Source organism: Granulicella tundricola MP5ACTX9, assembly GCF_000178975.2.
Taxonomy (GTDB): domain Bacteria; phylum Acidobacteriota; class Terriglobia; order Terriglobales; family Acidobacteriaceae; genus Edaphobacter; species Edaphobacter tundricola.
Genome location: NC_015064.1, coordinates 2,401,096 through 2,418,706, shown reverse-complemented (window position 1 = coordinate 2,418,706; position 17,611 = coordinate 2,401,096). Strand labels below are relative to the sequence as shown.

The window sequence follows — 17,611 nt, the reverse complement described above, 5'->3', positions numbered from 1 at the left end:
GTGGGAGTGAGTATGCTTGGGGACGTTGAAGTGGTAGAACCAATGTGTCGCTGAAGCGGCGCGTTGAGACATGGAGAAACGATGAGTGACGATTTGAAGCTTCCCAGATTTTCGGTTGGCGTTGGCGACCGTTTTGCGCATCAGGCTAAGGCGCAGTTGCAGGCTTGCATCATGGCGGCAGATGCTGGGGTTGAGGTTGTGCCGGTGTGGAACAAGTCGAATCGTGAGCACATGATTATTGGCTCGGAGCCGAGTGCGACGCGGCTGGCTGCGGATGCGGCGGTGAAGGAGCTGGGCTGGACGAAGCCTTACTTCCTGGATGCGGATCATATCAATCTGAAGACGGTGCAGCGGTTTCTCGATCCTTGCGACTTCTTCACGCTGGATGTGGCGGACCTGATCGGTCAGCCGGCTAAGCCTGAGGATGTGACGCAGTTCATCCATAATCATCCGGAGCTGGTGGGTGAGGTTGTGATTCCGAAGATTACTGAGCCGTTCAAGACGGATAAGGCGTTTGTAGAAGGCGTTGCGAATAAGTTTCTGGCGGCTGTGAAGCATGCCGGCGAGATCTATCGGCTGCTGGTGGAGAATAAGGGTGTGGGGCGGTTTGTGCCTGAGGTTTCGATGGATGAGACCGACTATCCGCAGACGCCGGTGGAGCTGCTGATCATTCTGGCGATGATCTCGGATGAGAAGATCCCGATTCAGACGATTGCGCCGAAGTTTACGGGGCGGTTCAACAAGGGTGTGGACTATGTGGGCGATGTTGCTCAGTTCACGAAGGAGTTCAACGAGGATCTGGCGGCGATTGCGTATGCGGTGCATACGTATGGGCTGCCGGATAATTTGAAGCTGAGTGTGCACTCGGGGTCGGACAAGTTTTCGATCTATAAGCCGATGTATGAGGCGGTGAAGGCTACGGGCGCCGGTCTGCATCTGAAGACGGCGGGTACGACGTGGCTGGAAGAGATTATTGGGCTGGCTGAGGCGGGCGGGACCGGGCTGGAGATTGCCAAGGAGGTTTACTCCGAGGCGTATGCTCATCAGGCTGAGCTCTGCGGGCCTTATGCGACGGTAATCAACATCGACCATGCTGCGCTGCCTAGCCCGGAGACCGTCAACGGCTGGACGAGCGATCAGTTTACGGGTGCGCTGCGTCATGATCAGTCGAATCCGGCTTACAACCAGAGCTTGCGGCAGTTGCTGCATGTGGGGTTCAAGGTTGCGGCGAAGATGGGCGACCGGTATTTGAAGGCGCTTGAGGCGAATGAGGCGATCGTGGCGAAGAACGTGACGACGAACCTCTTTGACCGGCATATCAAGCCTGTGTTTCTGGGGCTGTAATGATTGTCGTTTTGATGGGCGTGAGCGGGTCGGGCAAGACGACGATCGGAACTGTGCTGGCGGGGAAGGCCGGCGCTACTTTTGCTGACGCGGATGATTATCATCCGGCGGCCAACAAGCAGAAGATGGCGGCCGGCCATCCGCTGAACGATGAGGATCGACAGCCGTGGCTGGAGACTTTGAACCGGCTGATGGTGGGCTGGTTCGAGGCGGGAGCGAGTGGAGTGCTGGCTTGCTCAGCGCTAAAGGATAAGTATCGGAAGACGCTTTCAGCAGGGATGCCCGCGGGTGCGGTACACTTCGTGCTGCTTGACGGGTCGAAAGAGATGATTGCGGAACGGCTTGCGGCTCGGCATCATGAGTATATGAATCCGGCGCTGTTGGAGAGCCAGTTTGCGACGCTGGAGACGCCCGGCGAGGACGATCCGAGTGCGTTCAAGGTCGTGAATGACAAGGCGCCTGATGATGTGGCGGACGAGATTTTGAGACGGATAGGACTGGAGAAGTGATGGGACACAAGTTGTTTGATCTGAGCGGCAAGGTTGCGGTGGTGGTGGGTGGTACGTCCGGTATCGGGCTGGCGATGGCGATTGGGCTGGCTGAGGCTGGGGCGAATGTCGTGGCGAGCTCGCGGCGGCAGGAGCAGGTGGATGAGGCTGCGGCGCTGATCGAAGCGCAGGGTGTCGAGACGCTGCGGATCACGTCCGATGTGGGTAATCGGGCGAGCCTGCAGGCGCTGCTGGATGGGACGCTGAAGCAGTTCGGGAAGGTGGATATCCTGATCAACTGCGCGGGCAAGATCAAGCGGGAGCCTACGCTGACGGTGTCCGAGGAGACGTGGGACGACATTATGAATACGAATGTCACCGGGACGCTGCGGGCCTGCCAGATCTTTGGCAAGCATATGCTGGAGCGCGGGTCGGGCAAGATCATCAATATTGCTTCGCTGAATACATTTGTGAGCTTGAAGGAAGTGACGGCTTATGCGGCGAGCAAGGCGGCGGTCGGGGCGCTGACGAAGTCGCTGGCGGTGGAGTGGAGCTCACTGGGGGTTACGGTGAATGCGATTGCTCCGGGTGTGTTCCGTACGGCTCTGAACCAGAAGCTGCTGGATGAGAGCGAGCGCGGCAAAGAGCTCAGGATGCGGACGCCTATGGGGCGGTTCGGGAAGACGGAGGAGCTTGTTGGCTCGGCTATCTTCCTGGCGAGCGAGGCTTCGAACTTTGTGACGGGCGAGATTCTGGTGGTGGATGGAGGGTTCCTGGCTAGTGGTGTGAACCAGTAGCTGGTACCCCCATCTCCCTAAAGTGTTTGTGGCTGGTTGGGCGGCTGAACCCATGTCCCAGAAGCGGGACATGGGGCACCCGGTTGTGGTTGTTGCACTAAGTCCCGCCTGCGGAGCGACCTCTGACTCGGGATCAGCGAGTGAAGCGGAGGTAGCCCCAGCGATCCGGGACGTGCATGTTGATGAGGCCCTGTGGGGTCCAGACCCAGTTGTCTTCTTTGGGCTGTCCGGCTTTCCACTCGACGCGGCTGAAGTTTACGCGCCAGATTGTGCCTAAGGTGGGGTGCGGGACGTCCTGCCGGGGTTGGAATGCTGTCAGGGGGATGGCTATCTCAACCGTCCATCCTACGTCCTTGTCGTTCGGGTTATTCAGGGTTCCATTTACGGCGACTGCGGTCTTCAGGCCCTCGATGTCCCAACTGTTATCAGCCTTTCCTCCTTCTCGGTACGGCTTGTTGAGGAAGAGGTCCCAGCCTGTGTTGAGGGCGTTGATCTCGAATTCGTAGTAGCTTTGGGTTTCGGGCAGGGGCTTGAGAAACAGCTCGAAGTCGTTGTCTTTGAAGATGACGGAGTCGTGCTTGGTCAGGGTGGCTTTGACCTCGGGCTCCTGTAGCTCTGCTGCGATGTAGAGATAGTTGTCATCCCAGAGCATCTTCATGCGGGTTCGATAACGGGGCTTGTCTTTTGCGGGCCCTTCGATATCGACGAAGTCGCTGGTCCATGCGGCTGACTGCCATGCGGGATCGTTCAGGCGGCCGTCGACTGTGGGAGGGGTCTTTGTGTATTGGCAGCTGTACGAGAGGGGCTGAGGTTGGTCGGTGGTTGCCTGGGCTGCACTGTGAGTGGATATCAGGCCAGTCATCAGCAGGCAGGCTGTAGCCACGACTTTGGTGCAAGAGCAGAAAGATGGTTGGAGCCAAGACATTGCGCAACCTCCGGTTCTAGTGGCGTGAGACTTTGTTAGGGGTATCTTAGCTTTGCCCTAAGGGCATCACCGGGGATGTGTGGCTCTGGCGATCATAGTGGCCGTATAGGCTGCACCGAAGCCGTTGTCTATATTGACAACGGTGACGTTGGGGGAGCAGGAGTTGAGCATGCCTAGAAGAGCGCTGGTGCCGCCGAAGCTGGCTCCGTAGCCGACCGAGGTGGGGACGGCTATGACGGGGACGGCTACCAGACCTCCTACGACTGAGGGCAGGGCTCCTTCCATGCCGGCACAGACGATGACGCAATCGGCTTCCATCAGTTGGGGGCGGACGGCGAGGAGGCGGGGGAGGCCGGCTACGCCTACGTCGTAGAGACGGGTGACCTTGCAGGCGAAGAGCTCGGCTGTGACGGCGGCTTCTTCTGCTACGGGGAGGTCTGAGGTGCCAGCGCAGAGGACGGCTATGTGGCCCTTTGGGGCTGAATGCTGTGTGGGTTGCTGGGTTATGCAGCGGGCTGTGGCTTGGTAGACGGCTGTGGGGGTTAAGGCGGCTACGGCTTCGTAGTGGGCTTGCGTGGCTCTTGTGGCCAGGACTGCGGTGCCGGTGGCGGCCATGGTGGCGAAGATGTTGGCGGTTTGGGCGGGGGTTTTGCCGGCGGCGTAGATGACCTCGGGCAGGCCGGTGCGGAGGAGGCGGTGATGGTCTATGCGGGCTTCTTCGGTTTGGTCCGTGTTCAGGACTTCGAAGGGCATGGAGGCGAGGCGGGTGGCGGCGGATTCCGGGGTGAGGGTGCCGCGTTCTACTTCGGCTAAGAGGGCCAGGAGGGTGGTGGGGTTCATTTTGACGGTGCTGCCAAGGCTGCTTGTTGGACGGTTTTGAGAGGGACTTTGTGGGCGGCGGCGGCGGCGCGGCAGTCTTCGTACTCGGGGGTTTCGTTGAGGAGGGTGCCGCTGAGGGAGCCGGACTTGATGCGGATGGGGCCGTAGGGGGTTTCGGCGGTGCGGTGGGTGCGGTCGAGGATGGTGCGGGTTTCGGTGCGGGTGCGGACTCCCAGGGTGGGAAGTTCGGTTAGGAGGAGTTGGGTGAGGGTGGATTGGTCTGCTGGCGTGCAGAGAACGGTGACTATGGTGCCGGGACGGCCCTTCTTCATAATGACGGGGGTTAAGGTGACGTCGAGGGCTCCTTGCTTCAGGGCGAGGTCGGCTACGTGGGCGAGGAGTTGAGGTGTGGCGTCGTCTATGTTGGTTTCTATGACTCTGATTTCCTGGGTGGTTTCCGTGGAAACCCAGGTCCGAGAGTCCGGACCTGGGGCACCCGATTCGCCGATTGAGAGGCGGAGGACGTTGGGGAAGGATTCGGGGTTGCGGGTGCCGGCTCCGTAGCCGATGGAGGCGATGGACATGGGGGGCTGGGGGCCGAAGGTGGGTGAGAGGGCGCGGAGGATGGCGGCACCGGTGGGGGTGACGAGTTCCTTCTGGATGTGGGCGGAGTAGGTGGGGATGTTGCGGAGAAGGTCTGCGGTGGCGGGGGCGGGGACGGGGAAGGTGCCGTGGGCGCAGACGACCATGCCGCCACCTACGTTGACCGGAGAGGCGTGCCAGGTGCCGATGTTCAGGTGGACGATGCCGGCGGAGGCGGCGACGATATCGATGATGGCATCTACGGCTCCGACCTCGTGGAAGTGGATGTCGTCTACGGGGACGTTGTGGATCTTGGCTTCGGACTGACCGAGAAGCTCGAAGGTTTGGATGGCTAGGGTTTTGACTGCGGGGGCGAGGGGGGCAGCCTGGATCATGGTGCGGATGACTGAGAGGGAGCGGCCGTGGACGTGGGGGTGATCGTGTGTGTGTGGTTCCTCGTGGGTGTGGGGGTGGCCGGTTTTGTGTTGGTGTTGGGTCTTGGGGGCGTGGGTGTGGACGTGTGGGGCGGCCTGGTGGGTGAAGGTGTCGGGGGCCTGGCCCTCTGCGGGTTTGTCGCCTTCGAGGACGTGGATCTTGATGGAGGAGATGCCGCTGCGGTCGACTGTTTCCTGCTTGAGGGTGACGTTGAGGTTCATGGCCGTGGCGGCGTCTTGCAGGACTTCCAAGGGGACTCCGGTGCCGATCAGGGCTCCGAGGAACATGTCGCCGGAGATGCCGGCGAAGCAGTCGAGGTAGGCGATTCTCATTTTGCGATTCTTTCTGCGGGGGTAATGTATGGGATGAGGGCGGCGTTCATGCTGCCGGTGCGGTAGCCCTGGGTGTCGAGGGCGATATAGAGGAAGCCGAGGGGTTTGAGGGCGGCGGTGATCTGGTCGAGGACGGCGAGGGATAGGGCGCGAGGGAGGTCTTCGCGGGCGATCTCTATGCGGGCTAGATCGCCGTGGTGGCGGACTCGGACCTGGGGGAAGCCGAGGGTGTGGAGGGCCGCTTCGGCTTGCTCGACCTGGCTTAAGTTCTCGCGGGTTACGGGGCGGCCGTACTCGATGCGGCTGGAGAGGCAGGCGCTGGCGGGCTTGTCCCAGAGGGTGAGGTTGGCTTGCTGGGCTAAGAGGCGGATTTCTTTTTTGGTTAGGTGCGCGGTGACCAGGGGGGCTACTGCGTTATGGAGAGTTGCGGCTTGCTGGCCGGGGCGGAAGTCGCCCTGGTCGTCGAGGTTCATGCCGTAGGCCAGGTGGGCGAAGGCGTAGGTGGCGCGGTAGGACTCCATGGCGGCGAAGAGGGTGTCCTTGCAGTGGAAGCAGCGGCGGGCGTCGTTGCGGATGTAGTCGGGCTTTTCCAGTTCGTCGGTCTGGAGGATGTGGGTGGGGATGTTGTGGGTGGCAGTGAAGGCCAGGGCCTGGGCTAGTTCTGCTCGGGGGAGGGATGGGGAGTCGGCTATGACGGCTAGCATTTTATCGCCGAGCGTTTGGTGGGCTGCGTAGGCGAGGTAGGCGGAGTCTGTGCCGCCGGAGTAGGCGATGAGGACGGACCCCAGGTCTTGCAAGGTCTGGTAGAGGAGGGCGGATTTTTCTGCTAAAAGCATCTCTGGTGATTGTAGGACTTGTTACAGGCGAGGTTGGTTGGATGGGTTCGTGGCGAGGACGAGGATGCTTATTTCTTCCAGCTGTCAGCTTTATTCGAAGCGGCGGAGGCGTAGGGAGTTGAAGAGGACGGAGATGCTGGAGAGAGCCATGGCGGCGGAGGCGAGGGCGGGGCTGAGGAGGATGTGGAAGTGAGGATAGAGCGCGCCGGCGGCTATGGGGAGGCCGAGGAGGTTGTAGGCGACGGCCCAGCCCAGGTTCTGGCGCATGGTTCGGGTGGTGCGGCGGGCGAGGCGGATGCTGGTTGGGATCAACGTCAGGTCTGGACGCAATAAGACGAGGTCGGCGGCTTCGCGGGTGAGGTCGGTGCCGACGTTCTGGCCGCTGATGGCTATGCCGGTGTCGGCCTGGGCGAGGGCTGCGGCGTCGTTGATGCCGTCGCCGGCCATGGCGGTGGGGGCTTGTTGCTGGAGTTGCTGGATGATGGTTAGTTTGTCTGCGGGTAGTAGGTGGGCGTGGATTTGGGCTGCGGGGATGTTTAAGAGGTTGGCTATGGCGGCGGCTGTGGCGGCGTTGTCGCCTGTGAGGATGTGGGGGGTGATGCCAAGGGTGCTTAGTTGGGTGAGGGCTTGGGGGGCTGATTCTCGGAGGGTGTCGGTGGCTTCGAGGGTTAGTTGAAGTTGGTTATTGATGGTGAGGTGAAGTTTGGTGGTTGGGGTTGAGGGCTGTGGAAACCCAGGTCCGAGAGTCCGGACCTGGGGCACCCGGTTTTGGTGGCTCAGAGCTTCGTTGCCTATGGTGATTTGTTGGTTGTTGTAGGTGGCGGTGATGCCTTGGCCGGGGATGGTTTTTATGTTGGTTAGGGTGAAGGGGGTGTGGGTTGGGATGTAGGACTGGACGGCTTTGGCTAGGGGGTGCTCGGAGTGGCGCTCGAGGGCGGCGGCTAGTTGGAGGAGGTGTTGGTGGTCTTCTGGGCTGAGGTTGGGGGCGAAGTGGGCGGCTACGATCTTGGGACGGCCTTCGGTTAGGGTGCCGGTTTTGTCCAGCGCGAGGTTGCGTGTTTGGGCCAGACGCTCGAGAGCTTCGCCGTTTTTGACGAGGATGCCTAGCTGGGCGGCTCGGCCGATGCCTACCGTCAAGGCTGCGGGGACGGCGAGGCCCATGGCGCAGGGGCAGGCGATGACGAGGACGGCTATGGCTGCGGCGAAGGCTCGGGGGAGGGAGTGATCGAGCAGGAGCCAGGCGGCGAAGGTTAGGGCGGCGAGGGCGAGGACGGTGGGGACGAAGATGGCGGAGGCGCGGTCTGCGAGCTTCTGCATGGGGGCTCGGCTGGACTGGGCCTCTGAGAGGAGTCGGCGGAGTTGGGAGAGGACGGAGTCTGCGCCGAGGGTGGTGGCTTCGATGGTGAGGGGGCCGTCGAGGTTGATGGTGCCGCCTATGACGGGGGATTGTGGGGATTTGAGGACGGGGATGGATTCGCCGGTGAGGAGGGATTCATCGACCGTGGAGGTGCCAAGGAGGACGGTGCCGTCGACGGGGATGCGCTCGCCGGGGAGGAGGAGGATCTGGTCGCCGGGGTGGAGGGCGGCGAGGGGGAGTTCTATCTCGGTGTTGTTGCGCAGGACTCTGGCGGTGGATGGGGTGAGCTGGGCGAAGGCGGCGAGGGCGGACTGGGTGCGGAGCTTGGCGCGGGAGTCCAGCCATGCGCCGAGGAGGAGGAAGGCGAGGATGAAGTCGATTGCTTCGTAGTACACGTCGGGGGCCAGACCGTGGGTGATGAAGATCTGCGGGGCGATGGTGGCGGTGAGGGACCAGGCGAGAGCGGCCAGGGTGCCTATGGCGACGAGGGTGCTCATGTTGGTGGTGCGGTGGCGCGCTGCGGTGAAGGCTCGGCGATAGGTTTCTGGGCTCAGGGCGAGCATGACGACGAGGGTGAGGGCGAGGAGGGTGTAGCGGAGGGGGGTGGCGGGGAGCGTCGTCATGCTGAGGAGCATGGAAGCGGCGGCGATGGTCAGGGCGGTGAACGCTCTGGTTGAGAGCTGTGGGAACCCATGTCTCAGAGGCGAGACATGGGGCACCCCTTCGAGTTCGGGTGAGGGGAGGGTGGCGTCGTAGCCGGCGTCCTGGATGGCGGTGATCAGGGCTTCGGGTGGGAGGGTGGAGGTGATGGTGGCCTGGTTGGCGAGAAGATTCACGGATGCGGATTCAACGCCGGGTAGGGCGTTCAGGGTCTGCTCGATGTAGGCGGAGCAGGCGGCGCAGGACATTCCGGTTATCGGGAGGGTGAGGGTTTGCATAGGCTGACGGGACAAAGACAAAAGATAACCATGGAGGGCACGGAGGAAAGTGCTGAGGACACGGAGGTGCTGTGGTTAGGATTCGATGTGGGTGGGGAAGCCGGTTTTTTGCATGGCGGCCTGGATCTGATCGGGTGTGGCCTGGGTTTCTATGCGGGCGGCTCCTAGTTGGACTTCCTCTACGGTGGTGTTGGGGAGAGAGTTGAGGGCCTGGGTGACGCGGCGGATGCAGGCGGCGCAGTGCATATTTTCTATGCGGAGAGTGGTCATAAAGTATTGGATGCCGGGGAGGCAATGATGTATGCGGGGGCTGCATCTGAGGGGTGAGGTGAGATGCGATGAAGGTATTGGTGATTGGGGCAGGTGGGAAGTCCGGGCGGTTGGTGGTGGAGAAGGCGTTGGCGGTGGGGCATGAGGTTGTGGCGTTGGTGCACAGCGCGGAGAGCGAGGAGAAGCACCCGATGCCGGCGGGGGCGGAGGTGTTCCATGGGGATGTGAGGAATCCTTCGAAGCTGGAGGCGGCGATGGCTGGTTGCCAGGGGGTGGTCGACGCGATTGGCGGAACGAAGCCGTTTCTGGAGACGACGATGGAGCGAGATGCGGCGAAGGTGGTGCTGGAGGTGATGGGGAAGGTGGGGGCTAAGCGGCTGGTGGTGATCTCTGTGATGGGGGTTGGGGAGAGCCGGGAGTCTGCGGGGTGGTTCTATGACCATCTTCTGCTTCCGGTGTTTCTGCGCGGGGCGCTGCCGGATAAGACGGCTATGGAGGATGAGGTGAAGCACAGTGATGTTGACTGGGTGCTGGTGCGGCCGCCTGTGCTGAAGGACTCGGATGAGACGGGGGTGGTGCGTGTCTTGGGGCAGGGAGAGTTGGCGGAGTCGATTACGCGGGGAGACCTGGCGCGGTTTCTGGTGGAACAACTCACGAGTGAGGAGTTTGTGGGAAGAGCTGTGACGGTGGCGAACTGACGAGTCTCAGGCAGGCGTGATTGCTTCCGCTTCGTCCATGGCGGCGTTGATGAACTTGCGGGCTGCTTCGGCTTTCATGCTGCAGATGATCTTGCCGCCGCCGATGAGGTTGACCATGCTTTGCTCGTCGGGTGAGTTGCCACGGTAGTTTTCGATGTAGACGATGGCGTGGGGATTGATGGCTCGGCCGTCCAACATGATCATGCGCATCTCTGGTCTCTCCTGGTGAGGCTGTAGCTGTCATCCTAATTGACGGAAGGTGGGAGGACGGAGAGAACAGCGTCCCGGACTCTTACTATTGGGGTGGGACCCTGAGTGGTGAGGCACTGGCGGAGGGCGGCGAGGTCCTCTAGCTGGCGCTGACGGGTGGGGGTGTCTCTGAGGAGCGGGGTAAGAGCTTCTGAGAGGGCGTCGGGATTGAAACGTTCCTGAAGGAGTTCCGGGACTATGCGGCGGCCGGCGATGAGGTTTGGCATGGCGATGGGGAGGTTGCCGTTGCGGTCGGTGCCCTCTTCCGTGGGCCAGACTTCGGGTGGGTACCAGACGAGAGATTTTGCCAGCTTGAAGGTGATGGGGGAGACCTTGTAGACGACCAGGAAGGGGTTGCCGATGAGGGCGGCCTGGACGGTGGCGGTACCGCTGGCGACGACGGAGGCTCGGGCGTGGTGGAGGGCTTCACGGGCGTCTGAGACGAGGTGGATGTAGGGGAGTGTCAGGGTGGGATCGCTGCCGGGGTAGTGGCTGATCCAACCGGCGGTGAAGTCTGCGAGGCGGGGACGGTCTATGGTGCTGGCTACGGGGAGGATGTACTCGACGTCGCGGGGGTGGCGGCAGGCCATCTCGACCATGGTGGGGAGGTTGGACTCGATCTCTCGCCAGCGGGAGCCGGGGAGGAGGGCGATCCAGGGCTTGTTGGGGTCGAGGTTGTTGTGGGCGGCGTAGGCCTCGCGGGTGATGGTGGGGAGGGGAAGTTCGGCGAGGGGGTGGCCTACGAACTCGGCTTGAACTTTGCGGTTTTTGTAGAACTGCTCTTCGAAGGGAAAGATGGTGAGCATGCGGGTGACGCGCTGCTGGACCCAGCGGAGGCGGCGTCGCTTCCAGGCCCAGAGCTGGGGGGAGACGAACCAGATGACGGGTATTCCGAGGGATTTGAGGTGCTTGGCGAGGCGAAAGTTGACGTCGGGGAAGTCAATGAGGATGGCTGCGGCGGGTGGGTGGCTGCGAATGCTGGCGACCAGCTTGCGGTACTGGGAGTAGATGTAGGGGGCGTGGAGGATGACCTCCGTGATGCCCATGTGAGCTACGTCTTCGGCTTTGACGATGCGGGTTTGGCCGGCCTGGGCCATCTCTGCGCCGCCGAGGCCGGTGAAGGTGGCGTTGGGGAGTGAGGCTCGGAGGGCGTGGATGATCTGTGCGCCGTAGTGGTCGCCGGAGGCTTCGCCGGAGGAGAGGAAGATCGAATTGGGTGAGGTGGCGATAGAGGTAGTTTACCGTTTACGGATGGGGAGTGCGTGGAGCTCGGAGCTGGTGGAGTGGGTGAGGGGCTCGGCTGTGGGGGCGGGGTTCGATTTGTGTGGGGTGGCGGGGGCTCCGGCTTCAGGGGAGAGTGAGGGAGTGCTTACTGCGGAGAGGTTTTCTGAATGGGTCGCGGGCGGGCGTGCGGGGGAGATGGAGTACCTGAAACGAAGGGATGAGGCTGGGGAGTTGTTGAGGCGGTCGGCTCGGGTGGCTATGCCTTGGGTGAGGTCCGTGGTGGTTTGTGCTTTGAACTATCACGCTGAGGGGCCTTTGTCTGTTGACGCGGCAGCTAAGGGCGCGGGGTGGATTGGGCGGTATGCGTGGAGTGGCGGGGAGGACGGGGAGCCGGTCGATTATCACGATGATCTGATGAGGCGGCTGAAGGTGGTCGAGGCGGGGTTGGTTGCGCGGGTTTCCAGTGAGACGCTTCAGACGAAGTGCTATGTGGATACGGGGCCGTTGCTGGAGAGGGACTTTGCGGCTCGGGCGGGGGTGGGATGGGTAGGGAAGAATACATGTGTGATCAATCAGGGGGTGGGGAGCTGGCTGCTGCTGGGGGTGATTGTTTGCTCGCTGGAGGTGGAGACGGAGGCTGCTGCTTTGGTGGCGGCGGATCGGTGTGGGAGTTGTACTCGATGTATTGAGGCTTGTCCTACGGGAGCGCTGGTTGCGTCGCGAGAGATGGATGCTTCTCTGTGTATCGCTTATCTGACAATTGAGAAGAAGGGAGCGATTGCGGAGGAATTGCGGGAGAAGATGGGGCGGCAGGTGTTTGGGTGCGATATCTGCCAGGATGTTTGTCCGTGGAATCGGAAGGCCCCGGTGGGGGATCATGTGGGGTTTCGGGCTCGGGGCGAGTTGGTGAATCCTTCGCTTGATTGGCTCGGGGGGATGAGCGCAGACGAATTTCGGAGGTGGTTCAAGGGGAGTCCGCTGGAGCGGACGAAGCGGCATAGGGTGCAAAGGAATGTGGCGATTGCGATGGGGAATAGCGGGGATGAGTCGTTTGTGCCGAAGCTGATGGAGTGGGCGGGTGGTGAGGATGCGGTGCTGGCGGAGAGTGCGGGGTGGGCTTTGAGGCGGTTGGGGCTGCTAGCATCGAGGCAGAGGGCGTGGATGTTGTCTGAGGACGTAAAGAAGAGTGAAGCTGAGCCGGAGGTGAAGCCGATTGAGGCTGTGAAGCCTACCGTGCGGGAGGATGGCGCGTGGCCTCAGGTGAAGGCGCTGGCGATGTATATGGCGAGCACCGAGGTGCATACATATGCGTTCAGCGTGGCGGCGAATGTGATTCTGTCTTTGTTTCCGTTTATCGTGCTGCTGCTTACGCTGGCGCAGAAGGTATTTCATTCGCCTGCGATGGTGGCGGTGGTGGGGGATCTGCTGCGGACGATTCTGCCGAACAATCAGGACTTTATCGTGCGGAATATGACGTCGCTGGTGCACCCGCATGGCTCGACCCGGGTGTTTTCCGTGGTGATGCTGCTGATCACTTCTACGGGGGTGTTCCTGCCGCTGGAGGTGGCGCTGAACAATGTCTGGGGGGTGAAGGAGAACCGGAATTATCTGCAGAACCAGATGGTATCGCTGGGGCTGGCGGCGGCGGTTGGTGCGCTGGCTATGGCTTCCGTGGCGCTGGCGACCGGGCAGCAGAGGATCACGACGTGGATCTTCTTTGGGCATACGGACAACATCTTCTTCAACTTCCTGGCGGGCGGGGTGCTGAAGATCTGTGCCGTGGTGATGAGTGTGCTGCTGTTCTTCCTGATCTATTGGGTGCTGCCGCATCGGAAGATTCCGGCGATGGCGGTGTTGCCAACGGCGATTGTGATTGGGCTTTCGTGGGAGGTGGCGAAGTATCTGTATGTGCTGGCTTTGCCGCACCTGGATTTTGAGTCGGTGTATGGGCCGTTCAAGGTTTCAGTGGGATTGATGATGTGGGCATTTTTGTCCGGATTGATGCTGCTGGCGGGGGCGCATTTTTCGGCTACGCGGTATACGCTGCGGCTGGCGAGAGAGGCTGAGGCGGAGTGAGATCTGGGTTGGGGGACACGGTTATGTGTCGGGCCTTCAGCCCTTGGATTCCTGGGTGTCTTTACCTAGGCCTTCGGCCCAGTCTGTTATGTGAGGCTCCTTCAGCGCTGTCTCGGTGTGGGGTATCCGCCTAGCGTACATGGAAGAGACGACGGCGAGAGCCGATGATCTTGCTTCCTTTTCTATACTTCCGGGTAGAGGAGTTCTGTGAAGCGGGGGTCGTCGGCCATGTCCTGGAAGTCGGAGTCGGCGCGGGCCTGGATGCGGTTGCGCGGGTTCTGGCGGATGGCCTCGGTGAGGTGCTCGAGGCAGGTGTTGCAGTCGCCGGTCATGCTGGCGAGGACGGCCATGCCGTAGAAGACGTAGTCGGCTTTTGCGTTGTGGCTGAGGATGGCTTTGAAGTGGGTGCGGGCGTCTTCGTAGTGGCCGTCGTTGAGGAGCGAGATTGCGTAATCGTATTCTTCTTCGTGCGAGCTGAAGGTGGTCTTGCCCTTGGAGACCTGAAGCAGGCAGGCGTTGATGTACATGCGGATGCGCTCTGCGAGATCGGCTGGGCTGTTGAGGAGCATCTTGTCAAAGGCGGCGTGGGCCTTATCGTATTTGCCCTGCTGCATGAGCTGGAGGGCCGCCTCATAGTTGACGAGGGTCTGCGCGCGGGCCGCGTCGTGCGCGGGGGCCGCGGAGCCGGCGATGATGCGGGGAGCTCGCTTGGGTGCGGCTTGGGAGATCGGTTTTGTCTGCGCCATAGTCGTTCCTAAGGGCCGAGATGTTTGGGCGTTCAACATCTTCACGGCGATGGTTACCTTTGTGTGCTTCTCCTCGGTTTTATACGCACAAGGGATCGGTAGGTCAACTCCTGCTGTGCATGTGCCTTGGGTGAGGAGTCAACGAGGGTTGCGATAGAGGACCGGGTTGAGGTCGGGATCGTTGTACATCTTCATCTGGCGGTAGAGTTTGAAGCGGCGGCGGCCGCTGCGGATGTCGTTCCAGAGCTGGTCAAGGCAGAGTGCGAGGTCGTTGCGCTGCTGGCGGATGACGTGGAGGCGGGCGAGGTTGCGGAGGCGATGCTGCTCGGTTGCCGAGGGGCGCTGGGACTCCTCGGCGGTGTGGTACTGCTTGAGGGCGAGGATGGAGAGGCGGTCGATGATAAGGCCGGGGGTCTCCGAGTGGAGGGGGGCGTCCTCATTCTGGGGGCTGGCCTCGGCGAGGAGGCGCACGTCCATCTGCTCGACGGTATCGTTGCGGAGCTGGTTGAGGCGGTCGATGGCGTGCTTGACGGTGGCGATGATGGAGTCGGTGGCTGAGGGGTTGCGAGCTTCGTCCTCCTGGTGCCAGAGGTCGTAGTTGGCGCGGTGATGGGCGCGGACCTGGTGGAGGAGGCTGGCGGGGTCAGGGGCGAGGTCCGGCAAGGTGGTGTGCCAGAGAGCTGTGGCCTCGTCGTGCATGCGAGTGATGAGGGCGGCGTCGACGAAGGGAGTTGAGGAGGGAGTGTGCATGGGGGCGAGTTGTTGGATGAGCGTATCAAATGCGAGACGTTGTTGCGAAGGGGATTGAGTATAGGTTGCAGGGCGAGGCGTGAGGCTGGAGAATGGGGGGAATGGCGAAACGGGTAAAACGGGTTCTGATCTACCGGCTGGGAAGTCTGGGGGATACCGTGGTGGCGCTGCCTGCGCTGCACCTGATCGCACGCGCGTTTCCGGGTGCGGAACGCAAGCTGCTGACGAACTTTCCAATCAACGATAAGGCTCCTGCGGCGGCTGCCGTGCTGGGCAAGAGCGGGCTGGTGGCTGGGTATTTTCGCTACACGGTGGGGATGCGGAACCCGTTTGCTCTGCTGAGGCTGTGGTTTGAATTGATCCGCTGGCGACCGCAGGTGCTGGTGTACCTGGCAGCTGCTCGGGGCGTGAGCGTGGCAAAGAGGGACTCGCTGTTTTTCAAGGTGTGCGGGATCCCGCGGCAGGTTGGCGTGCCTTTGACGGATGTGGCGCAGAGAAATACGTGGCTAGGGGATGAGCTGGGGTATGAGCCGGAGTGCGAACGGCTGGTGCGGAATATCAGTGAGCTGGGGGACGCGGAGATCGACCGGGCGGATGCGTGGGATCTGCGACTCTCGATTGCGGAACGTGCGCGGGGGCGGGAGATGCTGGCGGCGGCGAAGGGACGGCCGCTGATCATGTTCAGCATTGGGACGAAGCTGCAGGCGAACGACTGGGGCAAAGAGCGATGGCGGGCGCTGATGGTGGAGATGGGCCGGCAGTATCGGGATCATGCGCTGGTGTTTACCGGGGTGAAGGGCGAGAGCGAGACAAGCGAGTTTGTGGCGGAGGGGTGGCGGGAGTCGGCCGGGGAAGACAGCCCGGTGGTCAACCTGTGCGGAAAGCTTTCTCCGCGGGAGAGCGCGGCGTGCTTTGCGCAGGCGCAGGTGTTTCTGGGGCATGACTCCGGGCCTATGCACCTGGCGGCGGCGATTGGAGCTCCGGTGGTGGCGATCTTTTCCGCGCGGAATCTGCCGAGGATGTGGTTTCCGTACGGCAAGCAGCACAGGGTGATCTATCACGAGGTGAGCTGCATGGGCTGCGGGCTGGAGCGGTGCGTGGTGGAGCAGAAGCGGTGTCTGACGAGCATTGGGGTGGATGAGGTGGTGGAGGCGGTGCGCGAGGTGCTGGGGGAACGGGTGGGGGCAGGGCGCTAGGTTGGCGTGGTTCTGGTATCTTCAGTCTGAATGCTGCCTGAACTTCATTCCGTCCTCGAACTGTTGGAACATGGCTTTGGAGAGCTGAAGATCCTTGTGGTTGGGGATATCATGCTCGACCGTTACATCTTGGGTGAGGTGGAACGGATCTCGCCTGAGGCTCCGGTGCCAGTGCTGCGACATGCGCAGCGGTATGAGCGGCCGGGAGGCGCGGCGAACGTCGCGATGAATCTGGCAGGGCTGGGCTGCCAGACGCTGCTGGCGGGGTTCTGGGGCGCGGACGCGGAGCAGGGCGAGCTGGTGAAGCTGCTTGAGGCGGCGAAGATCGATACGGTGGGTGTGGTTTCGAGCTCACTGCCTACGATTTCAAAGACTCGGATTATGGCTAAGACGCAGCAGATTCTGCGGCTGGATATCGAGAGCCGGGATAAGGCTCCGATGGCAGAGTCTGAACGGCTGGAGGCTCGGGCGGTGGAGCTGGTGACCAAGGTTCATGCGGTCATCCTGTCCGACTATGCGAAGGGTGTGCTGACGGATAAGGTGTGCGAGGCGATTATCCGGGCCGCTCGGATGGCGGGTGTGCCGGTGCTGGTGGACCCGAAGACGAAGGACTTCAGTAAATATTCGGGTGCGACTACGGTTTGTCCGAATCTGAATGAACTGTCGCTGGCTACGGGTGTGCCGGCACACCAGACTGCGGAGTTGCTGGCTGCTGCCCGGGTGCAGATGACGGAGCATGACTTCAAGTTCCTGACCGTGACGATGAGCGAGAAGGGAATTACCGTGCTGGGGCCTGAGGGGGACTTCCATTCACCGGCTCGGGCTCGCGAGGTTTATGACGTTTCGGGTGCGGGCGATACGGTGATTGCGGTGCTGGCTGCGGCTCTGGCGGGTGGCTTGCAGACCCGGACTGCGGTGGAGCTGGCGAACCTGGCGGCGGGTATTGTTGTGGGCAAGGTCGGGACGGTGCCGATTGCGCAGCATGAGCTGATCTCTGCTTTGACGCCGAGTTCCGGGATCACTTCGGGCGAGAAGATTCTGGATTGGGAGCGGGTGCAGCGGCGGGTGACGGAGTGGCGTGCTGCTGGAGAGACCGTGGTATTTACGAACGGATGCTTCGACCTGCTGCATGTGGGACATATCACGCTGCTGGAAGAGTGCAGACGGTTTGGGTCGAAGCTGGTGCTTGGGTTGAATGCGGATGCCTCGATCTGCCGGCTGAAGGGGCCTTCGCGGCCCATTGTGGGCGAGCGGGAGCGGGCAAGGGTGATGGCTGCGCTGGCGTCGGTGGATGCGGTGGTGCTGTTTGAAGAAGATACTCCGCTGGAGCTGATCCAGGTGTTGAAGCCGGATGTTCTGGTGAAGGGTGGGGACTACTCGATTGAGACGGTGGTGGGGCATGAGGATGTGATCGGACGGGGCGGCCGGGTGGAGATCGTGCCGATCGTGGAAGGATTTTCCACGACGAACATCGTGCGGAAGCTGACGACTCCGGCTGAGGAGCATCAGACGACTTAAGGAACGGTGATTCACTGAATTCCTGGGAGGT

Annotated in this window: 17 protein-coding genes; 7 read left to right on the top strand and 10 right to left on the bottom strand. The window is 61.8% G+C overall.

Annotated elements, in window-relative coordinates; all coding sequences use genetic code 11:
* The first annotated feature begins 81 nt into the window (after positions 1-81).
* Genes ACIX9_RS10330 through ACIX9_RS10320 form a run of 3 tightly spaced genes read left to right on the top strand, consistent with a single transcriptional unit; the run spans position 82 to position 2,629 of the window.
* Positions 82-1,344, top strand: coding sequence for a tagaturonate epimerase family protein (locus tag ACIX9_RS10330; RefSeq protein ID WP_013580433.1), 1,263 nt, complete (start codon positions 82-84; stop codon positions 1,342-1,344).
* Complete coding sequence (locus ACIX9_RS10325) at positions 1,344-1,853, top strand: gluconokinase (RefSeq protein ID WP_013580432.1); 510 nt, start codon at positions 1,344-1,346, stop codon at positions 1,851-1,853. The genes ACIX9_RS10330 and ACIX9_RS10325 overlap by 1 nt, the downstream gene beginning before the upstream one ends.
* Positions 1,853-2,629, top strand: coding sequence for an SDR family NAD(P)-dependent oxidoreductase (locus tag ACIX9_RS10320; protein ID WP_013580431.1), 777 nt, complete (start codon positions 1,853-1,855; stop codon positions 2,627-2,629). The genes ACIX9_RS10325 and ACIX9_RS10320 overlap by 1 nt, the downstream gene beginning before the upstream one ends.
* 133 nt (positions 2,630-2,762) lie before the next feature.
* On the opposite strand, the gene ACIX9_RS10315 is transcribed toward ACIX9_RS10320, so the two are convergent.
* The 6 genes from ACIX9_RS10315 to ACIX9_RS10290 form a co-directional block, all read right to left on the bottom strand.
* The gene (locus ACIX9_RS10315; RefSeq protein WP_041597654.1) at positions 2,763-3,491 is read right to left on the bottom strand and encodes a carbohydrate-binding family 9-like protein; all 729 of its coding nucleotides are present in this window, start codon (positions 3,489-3,491) and stop codon (positions 2,763-2,765) included.
* Between the two features lie 129 nt (positions 3,492-3,620).
* Positions 3,621-4,394, bottom strand: a complete 774-nt coding sequence (gene larB / locus ACIX9_RS10310) for a nickel pincer cofactor biosynthesis protein LarB (RefSeq protein ID WP_013580429.1) — start codon at positions 4,392-4,394, stop codon at positions 3,621-3,623.
* The gene (gene larC / locus ACIX9_RS10305) at positions 4,391-5,722 is read right to left on the bottom strand and encodes a nickel pincer cofactor biosynthesis protein LarC (RefSeq protein WP_013580428.1); all 1,332 of its coding nucleotides are present in this window, start codon (positions 5,720-5,722) and stop codon (positions 4,391-4,393) included. The genes larB and larC overlap by 4 nt, the downstream gene beginning before the upstream one ends.
* Positions 5,719-6,558 (bottom strand): ATP-dependent sacrificial sulfur transferase LarE, encoded by an 840-nt coding sequence (gene larE, locus ACIX9_RS10300; protein ID WP_013580427.1) that lies wholly within the window; start codon positions 6,556-6,558, stop codon positions 5,719-5,721. The genes larC and larE overlap by 4 nt, the downstream gene beginning before the upstream one ends.
* A gap of 90 nt (positions 6,559-6,648) precedes the next feature.
* Positions 6,649-8,868 carry a heavy metal translocating P-type ATPase gene (locus ACIX9_RS10295; RefSeq protein ID WP_157477465.1) on the bottom strand — a complete coding sequence of 740 codons (2,220 nt, stop codon included), beginning with the start codon at positions 8,866-8,868 and terminating at the stop codon, positions 6,649-6,651.
* 60 nt (positions 8,869-8,928) lie between these two features.
* A complete protein-coding gene (locus ACIX9_RS10290; protein WP_013580425.1) occupies positions 8,929-9,123 on the bottom strand; it encodes a heavy-metal-associated domain-containing protein in 195 nt (64 codons plus the stop codon).
* Positions 9,124-9,191: 68 nt separating this feature from the next.
* Between ACIX9_RS10290 and ACIX9_RS10285 the strand changes: the two genes are divergently transcribed.
* The gene (locus ACIX9_RS10285) at positions 9,192-9,821 is read left to right on the top strand and encodes an NAD(P)-dependent oxidoreductase (RefSeq protein ID WP_013580424.1); all 630 of its coding nucleotides are present in this window, start codon (positions 9,192-9,194) and stop codon (positions 9,819-9,821) included.
* A 6-nt stretch (positions 9,822-9,827) separates the two neighbouring features.
* On the opposite strand, the gene ACIX9_RS10280 is transcribed toward ACIX9_RS10285, so the two are convergent.
* Both ACIX9_RS10280 and lpxB read right to left on the bottom strand, forming a co-directional pair.
* Complete coding sequence (locus tag ACIX9_RS10280) at positions 9,828-10,031, bottom strand: hypothetical protein (protein WP_013580423.1); 204 nt, start codon at positions 10,029-10,031, stop codon at positions 9,828-9,830.
* Between the two features lie 35 nt (positions 10,032-10,066).
* Complete coding sequence (gene lpxB / locus ACIX9_RS10275; RefSeq protein WP_232298858.1) at positions 10,067-11,278, bottom strand: lipid-A-disaccharide synthase; 1,212 nt, start codon at positions 11,276-11,278, stop codon at positions 10,067-10,069.
* 13 nt (positions 11,279-11,291) lie between these two features.
* Here lpxB and queG point away from each other — a divergent pair, with 13 nt between their 5' ends.
* Positions 11,292-13,370, top strand: a complete 2,079-nt coding sequence (gene queG / locus ACIX9_RS27530; protein WP_332308601.1) for a tRNA epoxyqueuosine(34) reductase QueG — start codon at positions 11,292-11,294, stop codon at positions 13,368-13,370.
* A 182-nt stretch (positions 13,371-13,552) separates the two neighbouring features.
* Here queG and ACIX9_RS10260 read toward each other — a convergent pair whose 3' ends face one another.
* Positions 13,553-14,116 (bottom strand): tetratricopeptide repeat protein, encoded by a 564-nt coding sequence (locus ACIX9_RS10260; protein WP_013580420.1) that lies wholly within the window; start codon positions 14,114-14,116, stop codon positions 13,553-13,555.
* Between the two features lie 138 nt (positions 14,117-14,254).
* Positions 14,255-14,866 (bottom strand): DUF4254 domain-containing protein, encoded by a 612-nt coding sequence (locus ACIX9_RS10255; protein ID WP_013580419.1) that lies wholly within the window; start codon positions 14,864-14,866, stop codon positions 14,255-14,257.
* Positions 14,867-14,967: 101 nt separating this feature from the next.
* Here ACIX9_RS10255 and ACIX9_RS10250 point away from each other — a divergent pair, with 101 nt between their 5' ends.
* Entirely contained in the window at positions 14,968-16,062 is a 1,095-nt protein-coding gene (locus tag ACIX9_RS10250; protein ID WP_157477463.1) for a glycosyltransferase family 9 protein, read from the top strand.
* A gap of 30 nt (positions 16,063-16,092) precedes the next feature.
* A complete protein-coding gene (gene hldE / locus ACIX9_RS10245; protein ID WP_013580417.1) occupies positions 16,093-17,580 on the top strand; it encodes a bifunctional D-glycero-beta-D-manno-heptose-7-phosphate kinase/D-glycero-beta-D-manno-heptose 1-phosphate adenylyltransferase HldE in 1,488 nt (495 codons plus the stop codon).
* Positions 17,581-17,611 lie beyond the last annotated feature (31 nt).